Annotated in this window: 11 protein-coding genes; 10 read left to right on the plus strand and 1 reads right to left on the minus strand. The window is 42.7% G+C overall.

The genetic code is table 11. From position 1 onward, the window contains the following. Positions 1-171: 171 nt before the first annotated feature. The 8 genes from QTN47_RS01805 to QTN47_RS01840 all read left to right on the plus strand — a co-directional run bounded on the left by QTN47_RS01805 (position 172) and on the right by QTN47_RS01840 (position 10,772). Positions 172-1,158, plus strand: a complete 987-nt coding sequence (locus QTN47_RS01805; protein ID WP_369327597.1) for a glycoside hydrolase family 43 protein — start codon at positions 172-174, stop codon at positions 1,156-1,158. A 105-nt stretch (positions 1,159-1,263) separates the two neighbouring features. Continuing rightward, entirely contained in the window at positions 1,264-2,445 is a 1,182-nt protein-coding gene (locus QTN47_RS01810) for an FG-GAP-like repeat-containing protein (RefSeq protein WP_369327598.1), read from the plus strand. 141 nt (positions 2,446-2,586) lie between these two features. Then, positions 2,587-3,480, plus strand: coding sequence for an alpha/beta hydrolase (locus QTN47_RS01815; protein ID WP_369327599.1), 894 nt, complete (start codon positions 2,587-2,589; stop codon positions 3,478-3,480). A gap of 64 nt (positions 3,481-3,544) precedes the next feature. Beyond that, positions 3,545-4,510, plus strand: coding sequence for a glycoside hydrolase family 43 protein (locus tag QTN47_RS01820; RefSeq protein WP_369327600.1), 966 nt, complete (start codon positions 3,545-3,547; stop codon positions 4,508-4,510). Positions 4,511-4,550: 40 nt separating this feature from the next. After that, on the plus strand, positions 4,551-6,110 hold the full coding sequence (locus QTN47_RS01825) for a glycoside hydrolase (protein WP_369327601.1): 1,560 nt from the start codon (positions 4,551-4,553) through the stop codon (positions 6,108-6,110). Positions 6,111-6,690: 580 nt separating this feature from the next. After that, entirely contained in the window at positions 6,691-7,527 is an 837-nt protein-coding gene (locus tag QTN47_RS01830; RefSeq protein ID WP_369327602.1) for a 3-keto-disaccharide hydrolase, read from the plus strand. Positions 7,528-7,845: 318 nt separating this feature from the next. Further along, positions 7,846-9,621 (plus strand): alpha-L-rhamnosidase-related protein, encoded by a 1,776-nt coding sequence (locus QTN47_RS01835; protein ID WP_369327603.1) that lies wholly within the window; start codon positions 7,846-7,848, stop codon positions 9,619-9,621. Positions 9,622-9,740: 119 nt separating this feature from the next. Continuing rightward, positions 9,741-10,772 (plus strand): GntR family transcriptional regulator, encoded by a 1,032-nt coding sequence (locus QTN47_RS01840; protein WP_369327604.1) that lies wholly within the window; start codon positions 9,741-9,743, stop codon positions 10,770-10,772. Positions 10,773-11,165: 393 nt separating this feature from the next. Here QTN47_RS01840 and QTN47_RS01845 read toward each other — a convergent pair whose 3' ends face one another. Beyond that, the gene (locus tag QTN47_RS01845) at positions 11,166-12,275 is read right to left on the minus strand and encodes a glycoside hydrolase family 18 protein (RefSeq protein ID WP_369327605.1); all 1,110 of its coding nucleotides are present in this window, start codon (positions 12,273-12,275) and stop codon (positions 11,166-11,168) included. A gap of 169 nt (positions 12,276-12,444) precedes the next feature. Between QTN47_RS01845 and QTN47_RS01850 the strand changes: the two genes are divergently transcribed. Both QTN47_RS01850 and QTN47_RS01855 read left to right on the plus strand, forming a co-directional pair. Further along, positions 12,445-13,266: a hypothetical protein gene (locus QTN47_RS01850; RefSeq protein WP_369327606.1), complete on the plus strand. Its 822-nt coding sequence runs from the start codon at positions 12,445-12,447 to the stop codon at positions 13,264-13,266. Positions 13,267-13,296: 30 nt separating this feature from the next. Next, a complete protein-coding gene (locus tag QTN47_RS01855) occupies positions 13,297-13,884 on the plus strand; it encodes a hypothetical protein (protein ID WP_369327607.1) in 588 nt (195 codons plus the stop codon). Positions 13,885-14,055 lie beyond the last annotated feature (171 nt).

Here is a 14,055-nt window from a genome sequence, read left to right on the forward strand (position 1 = left end):
CGGGGTTAAAGTTGTTCACAGTTTCGTATGATATTTATCAGCGGATTTTTCCATAAAAAAACAGTTGGTCATTGCATTAAATTATTTCAGTTAAGCAAGCGCACTCTTGAAGGTCCGGTACTCGTTATAACTGCTTTTCTTTAACTTAGCCGCAACTCAAAAATCTACGGCATGATCAAAAAGATTCTGGCAGGTAATGTTTTCCTGCTATTTGCGTCGCTATTGTCAGCTCAAACCTCAAATACTTCGGGCAAAACATCAGGCAATCCTGTGTTTCCCGGCTGGTATGCAGACCCGGAAGGTGCCGTTTTTAATAAAACTTATTGGATCTACCCTACATATTCTGCCCGTTATGAAGAGCAGGTATTCTTTGATGCTTTTTCCTCACCAGACCTGATCAACTGGACCAAACATCCGCGCATTCTGGATACTGCCGCCGTAAAATGGGCAAAGAAAGCCATGTGGGCGCCGGCGATCGTTGAAAAAGGTGGAAAATATTATTTCTTTTTTGGTGCCAATGACGTGCATGAAGGTGAAATAGGTGGCATAGGTGTTGCTGTTGCAGATAAGCCGGAAGGACCATACAAGGACCTGCTCGGCAAGCCACTGATAGGAGAGATCCACAATGGCGCTCAGCCAATTGATCAGTTTGTGTTTAAGGATAAAGACGGACAATACTATATGATCTATGGCGGATGGAGCCATTGTAATATTGCTAAACTAAAGGACGATTTTACAGGGTTTGTTCCTTTTGAAGACGGCACAACGTTCAGGTCAATAACGCCGGAAGGGTATGTAGAAGGACCGTTCATGTTCATGAAGGATAATAAGTACTATTTTATGTGGTCAGAAGGCGGCTGGACAGGCCCAAATTATTCAGTGGCGTATGCCATTGCAGATTCACCGATGGGACCGTTCAAACGCATTGGAAAAATTTTGCAGCAAGACCCTAATGTAGCTACAGGTGCGGGGCACCACTCCGTAATACATCTTGCGAAAGAAAATAAATGGTATATTGTATATCACCGCAGACCTCTGGGAGAAACGAACGGCAATCATCGCGTAACGTGCATTGATGAAATGCATTTTGATGCCAAAGGATTCATCGAGCCTGTGAAGATTACAAAGGAAGGAGTGAAGAAACAGGTGATCAAATAAATGTAATTACACCGGGTTGCGCGGAGAAGACACAGCATTGCACACAGAATACCTCCAGGAAAAAGGACATGAAACGAGTATAGTCATATCAAAAAATAACCAGCCATGAAATATCTGACGGGCTTGCCTTTGCTAAAATACCAAACATCCCTGCTATTTTGTTTGTTCAGCATTGCTATGACATGTTGTACTGCGCAGCAATCAAATATTTCATTCAAAAAAACGCTGATCAATAAAACATTTATTGCAGAAGGTGTAGCTGTTGCCGACGTAAATAAAGATGGGAAACCGGATATTCTTGCCGGTGCATACTGGTTTCAATCATCTCAATGGTACAGCCGCGAATTGGCGAAGCCAGGCATTTATGATGGTAAGTCCGGCTACAGCAATTCATTTCTGAATTTTTCAACGGATGTCAACCAGGATGGCTGGCCCGATCTTGTCAGGGTCGACATACCTGGTAAACCCGCAACATGGTATGAAAACAACAAGAATGAACACGGTTATTGGAAAGAGCACTTTTTATATGGAGCCGTTGGGAACGAATCTCCAATGCTGGTCGATATCGACGGAGACGGATTGAAAGATCTTGTTTGTAATGACCCGCAGTTAAAGCAGGTGATATGGCTAAAAGCTCCCGCGAAAACGGATACCGGCTGGCAGAAGTTTGTTATCAGTGAAGGAGAAACTGCTACCAACGTGTATACACACGGCCTTGGTTACGGCGATATAAATAAAGATGGACGAAATGACATTGTAGTAAAGAATGGTTGGTGGGAAGGGCCGGCTGATGTAAAGGCTGGTAAATGGCTCTTTCACCCGGGCGATATCAGCGAAGACTGTGCCCAAATGTATGTGCTGGATGTTGATGGCGACGGCGATAACGACGTGATCAGTTCTTCATCACACAACTACGGAGTCTGGTGGAGTGAACAAACCAAAAATGAAAAAGACAGCATCGTTTGGGTGCACCATGTCATCTTCAAAGAATTTTCACAAACACATAACCTGGCACTGGCTGATATCAATGGAGACGGCAATCCCGACCTGGTAACGGGTAAAAGATATTTTGCACACCTGGGAAAAGATCCCGGCGAGTTTGATCCGGTGGTTCTGTACTGGTTTGAATTCAAGCCAGGTAAGGAACCTCAATGGATCCCTCATAAAATTGATGATGACTCTGGTGCAGGTCTGAATTTGGTTGTTCAGGACATGAACGGTGATGGCTTGCCGGACATTGTAACCTGCAACAAAAAAGGCTGCTATCTTTTCGAACAACAACGATAAACAAAAGGCAAAATTAAAAAGTAAAAAGTCAAAAGGGTGTGATCTCAACGTCAGATGATTACAGATACCCATATTGACAATAAACGGATATGACAATAGACAGCCTTTTTACTTTTGACTTTTCCTCCAAAACTGCTCAACATGAAATCTCTCTTTATCGCTTCTCTCGCGCTTTTTTTCTGCGCTCGTTCATTCTCACAAAAGGTAATGCCTTTATACGATGGCGACATACCTAACAGTACCAATGTAGCCGACGAAGAAAAAAATGACACCGCCAATATGGTGGTATCTAAAGTTTCCCGTCCAACCTTAACCGTTTATCTTCCTGCAAAGGAAAAGGCGACTGGAGCGGCTGTAGTTATTTGTCCGGGTGGTGGCTATGGTGTTTTGGTAATTGGGAAAGAAGGTTACCATATTGCCGAATATCTTGCAGCAAACGGTATTGCCGCAGTAGTGCTAAAATACCGGTTGCCGGACGATAAGTTTATGAAAGATAAAGCAATCGGTCCGCTGCAGGATGCGCAACAGGCAATCAGACAGGTTAAGCTGCACGCGAAAGAATGGAACATCGATTCCTCGAGAGTTGGCATCATGGGCTTTTCTGCTGGAGGCCATCTTGCTTCAACCGAAGGAACGCATTACGATAAAGTGCTAGTTCCTAATAATGAAAACATTTCAGTACGCCCTTCTTTTATGATCCTTGTATATCCGGTTATCAGCATGAATGATACGCTCGGGCATAGGGGATCAAGGGATAATCTTTTAGGAAAAAATCCTTCTAAAGAGAAGATAAACTTGTATTCGAACGATCTTCAGGTAAATGCTCAAACCCCGCCGACATTCTTATTTCACACCGGCGATGACAGAGTTGTTGATGTAGACAATAGTATTTATTTCTATGAGGCGCTGCGTCACAATAAAGTGCCGGCTGAAATGCATTTGTATCCGAAAGGTGATCATGGATTTGTATTGAACTGGCCGGTAGAACAATGGATGAGGCAGTGTTTGGACTGGATGAAAGCCGGCAATTTATAATGGCAATAATTTTGAAGCCTGCAATATTTATTTGAGAATTTATCTTTATAACGACTAACTGTATATGATTACCAACAGAGTGCTATTGCTACTAATTGCTTTTTGTAGTGCATTTAACTGTTTTGCAAAAGGGAGCGACAGTGATACTGTTTACTTGTTTTCTTATTTTAAAGGGAATGGCGAAGACGGCTTGCACCTGGCGTTTAGTGAAGATGGCCTGAAATGGAAAGCGCTGAACAATGATCAGTCATACCTGCAACCGCAGGTAGCAGCAGATAAATTAATGCGTGATCCATGCGTTATAAAAGGTCCGGATGGCTTATTTCATATGGTATGGACCGTCAGCTGGAAAGACAAAGGAATAGGTTATGCGAGCTCCAAAGATTTGAAGCATTGGTCAGAACAACAATTTGTGCCAGTTATGACCAAAGAAGATGCAAAGAATTGCTGGGCGCCTGAAATTATTTATGACAATTATGCTAAGCAATACATGATCTTTTGGGCAACAACTATTCCCGGTAGATTTCCTGCCACAGACACACTGGGTGATAATAACCATCGGATCTATTACGTAACGACAAAAGATTTTAGAACCTATAGCGACACAAAACTGCTTTATGATAAAGGTTTTAATGTAATAGACGCAACAATCGCACAAACAGGTAACCGTTATGTAATGTTTTTAAAAGACGAAACCTTGAAGCCTGTGGCAGAGAAAAACATTCGCGTTGCATTCAGCGATAAGCTAACAGGCGGCTACTCTGCTCCCTCTGCACCAATAACAGGAAAATATTGGGCCGAGGGACCAACAGCCATCAACATCAAAGGACGATGGATCGTGTACTTTGACAAGTATACGCAGCACAAATATGGTGCGGTTGCATCCGGTGATCTGCAGCATTGGACTGATATCTCGGATAGTGTAAGTTTCCCCGACGGAACACGTCATGGAACTGTGTTTGCAGTGACCAGGAAAGAATTTGAAGCAATGAAGTTGCAGGTGGAGCAGATAAACCCGGCAAAACAATAAATTGTCAGTCATAACTTAAATTGCATCTAATTCAACCATCATGCAAAAGAATAAAAGACTCCTGCTGTTTTTTATTGCGTATTCAGTCTGTACCCATCTCAGCGCCCAGCAAAATGCAATAAGCTTCACAGTTGATGCCAACAACAAGGCGCAGGTTATGGATAATATCGGCGCCTCAGGCTGTTGGTTCAGTGAAGGCATTGGAAAAAACTGGCCGGAAAAGAAAAGAGAACGCATCGCGGAATTGTTGTTCAGCAGAGAAGTCGGCGCAAACGGTAGTCCGTTAGGAATAGGACTTTCTTGCTGGCGCTTCAATATAGGCGGCGGAACAGCTGAACAAGGCGATAGCAGTGGTATTAAAGATTTTCGCAGAAGAGTGGAGTGTTTTCTTTCTCCACAGGGAACGTATGACTGGAGCAAACAAGCCGGATACACATGGTTTGTAAAAAAAGCGAAATCGTATGGGGTAGAAAAGTTGATCGCTTTTTCCAATACACCTCCCGTTCAGTTTACACAAAACGGCCTTGGATATAAAACTTCAAAAGACTACAAAAGCAATCTTAAGCCTGGCAGCTACAGTGTTTATACCGACTTCCTGGCGGAGGTACTGGACCACTTTAAGAAAGAAGGGCTGGCTTTTGATTATGTTAGTCCGGTTAACGAACCCCAGTGGGACTGGAGCCATAAGTACATGGAAGCCGACCAGGAAGGAACACCCTGGCGCAACGATGAAATTGCGCATGTGATAAGGTCGCTCGATGAATCGCTCACGCAAAAAAAACTCTCGACAAAGATATTGCTACCTGAAGCGGGGATGCTTACCTACTTGTATGGTGGCAAAGGAAATGCAGCAAGCCAGATGCAATCATTCCTCGATCCTGCCGGGAAGAATTATGTAGGTTCGCTAAAGCATGTTCCGTCGTTAGTGGCAGGGCATAGTTATTTTACAGATGGTCCTGATAGTGTAATGATTACAGTTAGAAAAAAGCTGGCTGACAGTATTCGTAAATACAATCTCTCTTTTTGGCAAAGCGAATATTGCATGCTGGCCGATGGATTTAAAGATGGCAATAAAGGTGACCGGTCGGCAATGGATTGCGCTTTGTTTCTTGCCAAAGTTATTCATCACGATATAAGCGTGGCCAATGCATCTGCATGGCAATACTGGAATTCTTACGAGCCGGGTAAGGCCGATGTTAATACACGTTATTATCTCATCGCGCTGCAACCTAACGAGGCCTATACTGACGGAGAATTTACCGCCACAAAAAATCTTTGGGCATTGGGCCATTATAGCCTGTTCGTACGGCCCGGTATGCAGCGTATTACATTGGAGGAAAATAAAAGTGATACGCAAAACGCAGCGCAATGCATGGTTACTGCTTACGAAGGAAACGGATCGCTGGTTGTAGTAGCAATTAATTACAGTTCCGAAGAAAAACTAATACAGCCCATGCTGAAGAATTTCCAGGCTTTCACAAAATCGACACGTTATGTAACAACTGCATCTCCCGATGATAACATGAAAGCTTATGATCAGGCATTGAACGATGCCGTAAGGCTGTCGGCGCGTTCCATTTCAACCATTGTATATAAGTAAAATGAAGGGAATGCAACATGCCGCGTTTAATGCCGTAAATGTTGTCGTGCTTACTTCCTATATTTGACAATTCAATGTCGTTTATATAAGCAGGCGTCATCAACCTTGGGAGATGTCTCCAGCCTTGCCAATGATAGATTTCATAACGGTAACAGGTTTTCCCGTAGGGAACTAAGCTTAATAGAAATATCCGGGTTGAGAACATCATAGCCCGATACGGCTTTAACCAAATAGAAGGGTTAATGTCCTACGGACAAGAAAGGCCTTGTATGTTTGGATTTCTATTAAACTTAAAGTCCTACGGACTATCGACGAAAAGTGTACTGTCTTCTCTTTTTGATTGTGGTTAACTAAATTGCTCGTCAACATGACGGTCCTGGTTATCAGAAAAAAGAGATTGCAGCAACACCAATAACGGGTAGATAATAATAAGGGAATCCGCACCTGAATCGTCACCTCGACGATAGGAAAGGTCTCCCGAAAATGAATCTGGTTGTGGAAGTTGATCGGTATTTTAGGATGGAAAATCTTAACTAAACGGCATTCATTGATAATCATCCAAACAACACGATTTCGAGATATGAAAAAAGTATTTATTGCAATTGCTTCACTGGCAATGTATGCAACCACTGCAACTGCGCAGTCTTCCGGTAAATGGATAAAAATGTTCAACGGAAAGGATCTGAAGGACTGGACAATAAAAATTAAAGATCACAAGTTGAATGAAAATTTTGCGAACACTTTCCGCGTAGAAGACGGCTTGCTGAAAGTGCGATATGATGGTTATGACGAATTCAAAGAACAATACGGTCATATTTTTTACAAGAAAAAATTCTCAGCATACCTGTTGGTTGTAGAATACAGGTTTGTGGGGGACCAGGTGAAAGGCGGTCCGGGTTGGGCATTTAGAAATAGTGGTGCAATGTTGCACGGTCAATCCCCGGAATCTATGGCTGTTGAACAGGATTTCCCGATCTCACTGGAAGAGCAGATGCTTGGTGGTAACGGACGGGACGAAAGATCAACCGCCAATTTGTGCACACCGGGCACCAATGTTATTTACCTGCACAAATTCTTTACGCCACATTGTGTAAACTCTTCTTCCCAAACATTTGCCGGTGATCAATGGGTTCACGTGGAAGCATTGGTATTAGGAGATTCCATTATCCATCATATCGTTGGAAAAGATACTGTAATTACCTACGAAAAGCCTCAGTACGATGGCAAGGATCCATGGGTTAAAAGATTAAATCTGAAAGATGGCGGCCTGATCAGCGAAGGAACAATTTCCCTCCAAAGTGAAAGCCATCCTTGTGATTTCAGACGCGTAGAGATCTTCGATCTTTCTCCCTATGTAAAAGATAAAGCCAAACTGGCAAAAATGGTGAAAGAGCTGCAGGAGAGAAAAACAAATTAATGTACGATGTACGATTTTAGATGTATGATGTTTGGGTGCGACAGTACAACGAAACACTGGCACCCAAATATTGCATGCATCGAATCTAACATCAAGTAAGAATTCGCCCAAATCAGACATCGGCGATTCTCCTACATCGTACACCGTACATCAAATCGCATACCGTGCATCTAACATCATACATTGTCCCACATCGTACACCGTACATCTAACATCGTACATTGTCTCACATCGTACACCGTACATCTAACATCTTACATGGAGGCACAGGATGCCCTTTTCCCCTGATTATTTATATTGCGGGTTAAACGTTTTTCAGTGAAAGGATTTTTAGTTGCTTCAGCCTTTTTTCTTGCAAGTGTTTCTTCGATTGCTCAGCTACCGCCTGTTTTTTCAAAAGAACAAGTCAGCCAGGGAACAGAAACTGTGCGCCGTTATCTTTCACCTGCAAGAATTGTGTGGCAGACGCCGGGCGCAGATTCGCTTATTGTAAATGCGAAAAGACTCCTGTTGCCCGGAAACGGCCAGGCAGATCTCGCTAACAACAATATGTGTGTTATTAAAAGCAAGGGCGCTGTGCATCCCGCATTGCTACTGGACTATGGGCGAGAATTGCATGGCGGTTTACAGATTGTAACGGGCATGTATCCGGGTAATAAACCGATTAAGTTGCGCGTGCGATTTGGTGAATCTGCGAGCGAAGCAATGAGTGATGTTGAGCCGGAACACAATGCAACAAACGACCATGCCATGCGTGACATGATCGTTCAGGTGCCATGGCTCGGTAAACTTGAAATGGGTAACAGCGGTTTTCGCTTTGTGCGTATTGATTTGCTGGATGACAATACAGAACTACAGATAAAGGAAGTTCGAGCCATTTTTACTTTCAGGGATATTCCTTACCTGGGTTCATTTTCCTGCAGTGATGAATTGCTGAATAAGATCTGGATGACCGGTGCTTACACCGTTCATTTAAATATGCAGGATTACCTGTGGGACGGGATTAAACGTGACAGACTGGTCTGGATCGGCGACATGCACCCCGAAACCTCCACCATTAGTGCTGTTTTCGGCTATAATGACGTTGTGCCTAAAAGCCTGGATCTGTCGAGAGATATAACGCCGTTGCCCAATTGGATGAACGGCATCAGCACTTACTCGATGTGGTGGATCCTGATCCACCGCGACTGGTATTTGCATACCGGCAACAGAAAATATCTGGATGAACAGAAGGAATACATGATTAAGCTATTGCAGCATCTTTCAAAACAGATAGATGAAAACAATAGCGAAAAACTGGATGGACGCTTTCTTGACTGGCCATCGTCAGAAAATACAAAAGGCATTCACGCTGGCCTTCAGGCAATGTTAGTATTAGCGTTAAAAGCTGGTGAGGAACTTTGCACTGTTTGGGGCGATAAAGCAACAATCAAGGTTTGCAATGATGCAATCAGCCGTTTACAAAAGAACATTCCGGATATTAATCGATCCAAACAGGCTGCTGCTTTATTGGCATTGGCCGGTATGATACCCGCTGAAAAAGCTAACAAAGAAGTGCTTGCGGTTGACCGGGCACACCGTTTCTCTACATTTTATGGGTACTACATGTTGCAGGCAAAAGCAATGGCCGGCGATTACCAGGGAGCGATTGACGCAATAAGAGAATACTGGGGAGCGATGCTGAAATTAGGCGCCACTACTTTTTGGGAGGATTTCAACCTGGACTGGTTACCTAACGCATCCCGCATTGACGAACTTCCTTTACCCGGCCAGAAAGATATTCATGGTGATTATGGCGGCTATTGTTATAAAGGATTCAGGCACAGCCTCGCGCATGGTTGGGCATCTGGTCCAACACCCTGGCTAACAGAACATGTATTGGGTGTAAAAGTGATGGAGCCGGGGTGTAAAGTGATTAAAATTGAGCCGCATCTTGGTGATCTTTCCTTTGCAGAAGGTAGCTTTCCAACACCGTTTGGCGTCGTGAAGATCAAGCACACCAAAAAGCCCGGTGGTGGAATTTCAACTCAGATCGAGGCTCCGAAAGAAGTGTCGGTTGTAGACGCTAATGGTAAAAAACTTATATTACGCTAGTCAATGTAAATAAAATGAGTAGTAGATTGAAAATGCCTGCATAAACAAGACCTTCTACTCATGGAGTACTTCGTACTTCGTAACTCGTACTTTTATTTTGCCAATGAAATCAATATTCCATGCGTTCTTCAAAAATATTTGACCATATCCACGTTGATGAATTCTCTGCAACACCCAAGTATTTGCAGTTGATCAACTCCATTCTCAGCGCGATCGAAGCGGGAAAAATCAAGAAGGAGGATCTGATGCCTTCTATTAATGAGTTGAGCTTTGAGCTGGAGATATCCCGTGATACCGCTGAAAAAGGCTATCGTCATTTAAAGCAGATCGGTGTATTGGGTTCAGTTCCTGGAAAAGGGTATTATATTGCTAACGCAGAGTTTCATCAGAAACTCAAGATCGTTTTGTTTTTTAATAAACTAAGCGCGCATAAAAAGATTATCTACGATGCTTTTGTTCAGGCAATAGGAGAGAATGTTGCTATCGATTTTTATATCTACAACAACGACTTCGCTTTATTTAAGAAACTGCTTCAGAACAAACAGGGCGACTATACACATTATGTGATCATTCCGCATTTTATAGAAGGAGGCGAAGATGCACACGAGGTGATCAATACCATTCCGAAAGAAAAGCTGGTATTGCTGGATAAAAAAGTGCCCGGCGTGGAAGGTGAGTTCACCGCAGTGTATGAGAACTTTGAGAAGGATATTTACAATGCGTTAGAGGAGGCGAAAAGCTGCCTCGAGAAATATCAGACCCTGAAAATAATTTTTCCCTACAAAAGTTACTATCCAATTGAGATTGTAAAAGGGTTCAAGCGTTTTTGCCAGGAATATGCGTTTAACTATAAAGTAGTGAATGATATAGCCCTGGAGGAAATTGAAGCAGGAGACGCTTACATTAATCTGATGGAGCCGGATCTGGTAACGTTGATTGAAAGAATTATTTCGCTCGACTTAAAAGTGGGGCAACAGGTCGGGGTTATCTCCTATAATGAAACGCCGTTAAAGAAGATCATCCTCAACGGCATCACTACTGTATCCACAGATTTTCACAAAATGGGAGAGATGGCCGCCCAGCTTATTCTTTGCAGCTCGCGCAGGCATGTTGAGGTGCCGTTTTACCTGACACAGCGAAACAGCCTTTAAATAATGGAGAATGGAGAATTGAAAATTGACAATGACCTGAATGTGCGAATGGGGAAATGTGCAGATGTGCAAATGTGCGGATGTGCAAATGTGCGAGTGTGCAAATGGGCAGATATGCGAATGTGCAGATATGCGAATGTGCAGATATGCGAATGTGCAAATGTGTAAATACGAAAACGTTCCAGTCAATTTTGATTTCTACCTTTCAAAATAAAAAAGCCGCCATGGATGTTGATTCGCGGCTTTTATTTATCATTTGATGTGATAATTATCTTACGTGCCAATTGTGTTAACACATAGAGGCGCCTCATTAAATTCGCACATTTGCATATTTGCACATTCGCATATTCACTCATTCGCACATTTTCCCTCATTGTCAACTGTCAATTAAAATTACTCTCCCATTTTGGTCTTGTACATTTCATCCACCAGTCCGTCCTTTCCTTTGTCATCGCCAAGTTGCCAGAACATGATTCCGTTTAAGCCTTTATCGATGGCGTATTGGGTTTTCAGACGAATTGATTTTTTGTCATCATAAGAAGCCAGTTGCTTTTTCTCTGCGTTGAATAAATAAGGTGCCTTAGCGACATCATCCCAATAGTATTTAAATCCGTTCGCCTCAGAAAGCCTGGTGTCAATTTCTTTATAAGAAACGCCATAGTTGAATTTGCCGGGCTGATACAAGCCATTGTTTTCCGTGCTAAAAGCATCATAAACTCTTGCATAAACTGCAGCACCAATCACTAATTTGTTTTTTGCAACTTTAAGTGTATCGATAAGATATGTAACGCAATGGTCGGTCGATTCTGATTGCTGAGGAGAAGAATAAAGCGGCGTGTGATGGCCGGTAACTTTTGTATATCCGTTTACGAGATCGTAAGTCATCAGGTTTACTTTATCCACCAGCGGCATTACTTCTTTCCATTCGATAGATTCTTTCAGATATTTAATAAATCCGCCTGCAGCAAAGCTGATCTCTTTGCTCTTGCCCAGTGATTTGCGTAGCTCCTTACAAAGCATGGTGAAGTTATGCCTGTCTTCAGGAAGGAACTGGTGACCGGGATGACCTTCAATTGCAGGATATTCCCAATCAAGATCAAGTCCATCCGTCTTAAAATAATCAGTCAGTTCTTTTGTTGAAGCCGCAAATTCTTTCCTGCCTGCTTCTGTATTAAAAACCTCAGAGCAAGGTTTGCAGCCGCCCCAACCGCCAAGGGATAAAATAACTTTTAATGAAGGATTTCTTTTCTTTAGCCCAACCAAATGTTGAATAGTAGCCGTGTCTTTTGCATCATCAACATTCAGCCTGTTGCCTTTTAAATGGCAAAAGCTGTAAATGATGTGCGTAAGCTTTTCAACCGGGTACTGATCAATGCGTGAAGCGTCTCCGTCGTAATACGCAATGATGGTAATGCCAGATTGTTTTTTCTGGGCCTGGATCATCATTGCCGTTGTTAGAAGGAAAACTGCCGTTAAAAGAATTTTTTTGAAAGTAGTGAACATGAGTAGTGAATTTTGAGTGAAATTAAAGGGAACTGTGAGAAATCACGCGAAAAATGCAAATAATTCCCCTTGTTACAGGCCTGGCACTTGAGTAATTTGCATCGCTTTTTCAATAGAACCTTATTAACGTAATAATGATAACCCTTCTTTTAAAATTAAAAATTAACTGATGAAAACAATTGTATGCACAGCGCTCATTCTTGCTTTTGCGCTGTTGTCAGCTCCAGCTTCCCACGCCCAGGGCTTTCTGAAAAAAATAAAAGACAAGGCCAACCAGGTGGCAGATAAAGCCGTAGACAAAGCTGTTAACAAAACCATTGAAGACAAGACTGGCGTTCCCATGGACAGCAATGGATCTTCAGGCTCTTCCGGAAGCTCATCTTCCTCATCTTCTTCCGGCCGCCCTACCAATAAAACCGGCGAGGGGTTAAAGAATGCAACTCCGCCAGATGTTAATGCACAGATCCTGGAAGCTGAAAAAACACATGATGCCGGCAATTATAGTGATTCACGTTATGCCATTCAACAGGCATTATTGGGAGTGGAAATACAAATAGGCCGTGAAGTGCTGGCTTCTCTTCCCGCTACTGTAAGTGGTTTAAATAAAGATACCGTTCAGGATAAAGTGGCCGCAACGCAATGGGGTTGGTCAAATATCACCATTCAGCGTGTTTACACAAAAAGTCCTGACCAGCAAATGACCATTTCCATAGGCAACAATAGTTTCTATTCTGGTCTGGTAAACGTGTATTTCAATAATGCATATGTGCAAGCCAACGCAGAACAACAGAACGTAAAACAGGTAAAAGTAAAAGGATATCGTGCGATTATCCAGTTCGACAGCAATAAAGGTTATACGCTGTTAGTGCCGCTCGGACAAACCTCTCTCATCTCCTGGGAGTGCATCAACTTTGCCACTGAGCAGGATGTTATGAATGCCGCCAATGCTTTTGACATTGATGGAATTAAAAAAATGCTTGGAGAACAATAACTAAACCAATCAAACTACAAAAGAATTACAATGAAACATCTTACTATATTAATTGCAGCAATGCTTAGCCTGTCTGTGGCCTTCGGTCAGCAGGATTTCAAAACTTATGTGAGCACAGCTAAAACGTCATATTCAGCGGGAAAACTGGAAGATGCACATTTCGCCCTACAACAAATGTTGCAGGATGTTGAAATAACCATCGGCAAGGAAGTACTTAAACTCCTCCCGGCGAAAATGGATACATTGGCTTCTGTTGCGCAGGAAGACAACGTAACCGGCAATATTAGCTTTGTAGGAGCCACCGTTCACAGAACTTACGGCAGTGGAGAGAAAAGAGCACAGCTCGATATTATCAATAACTCACCTTTGCTTGGCGCGTTGAACGCATTTCTGACTACGCCAATGCTCGGCGGATTAATGAACGACGGAAAGTCAAAAACTGTTAAAGTGCAGGGTTACAAAGCCCGCCTGGAAAAAGAAGATGACGGAGGCTATAAACTGGAAATCCCTTTCAACAGCGCCCTGATCACTTACCACGTGGATAAATCCACCGATACGGAAATCCTGGCAATGGCGAACACAATTCCATTGCCGCAGATTGCAAAACTTATACAGTAGCACAAATAAAATAGAGGTTCGTAAGCCCGGCTTCTCCGGGCTTTATTTTTTTAACATCTTACTGATCTGTTCCAATTTAGTGCTGTAAGAGGCCTCTTGTAAAATTATTTAATGTTTATTTGATAAGGAGATCGGTATTTATGTATAATCTTTTCCAGAAATAAGAAAACC

The sequence above is a fragment of the Danxiaibacter flavus genome (genome assembly GCF_041060425.1).
Classification (GTDB): Bacteria; Bacteroidota; Bacteroidia; order Chitinophagales; family Chitinophagaceae; genus Danxiaibacter; species Danxiaibacter flavus.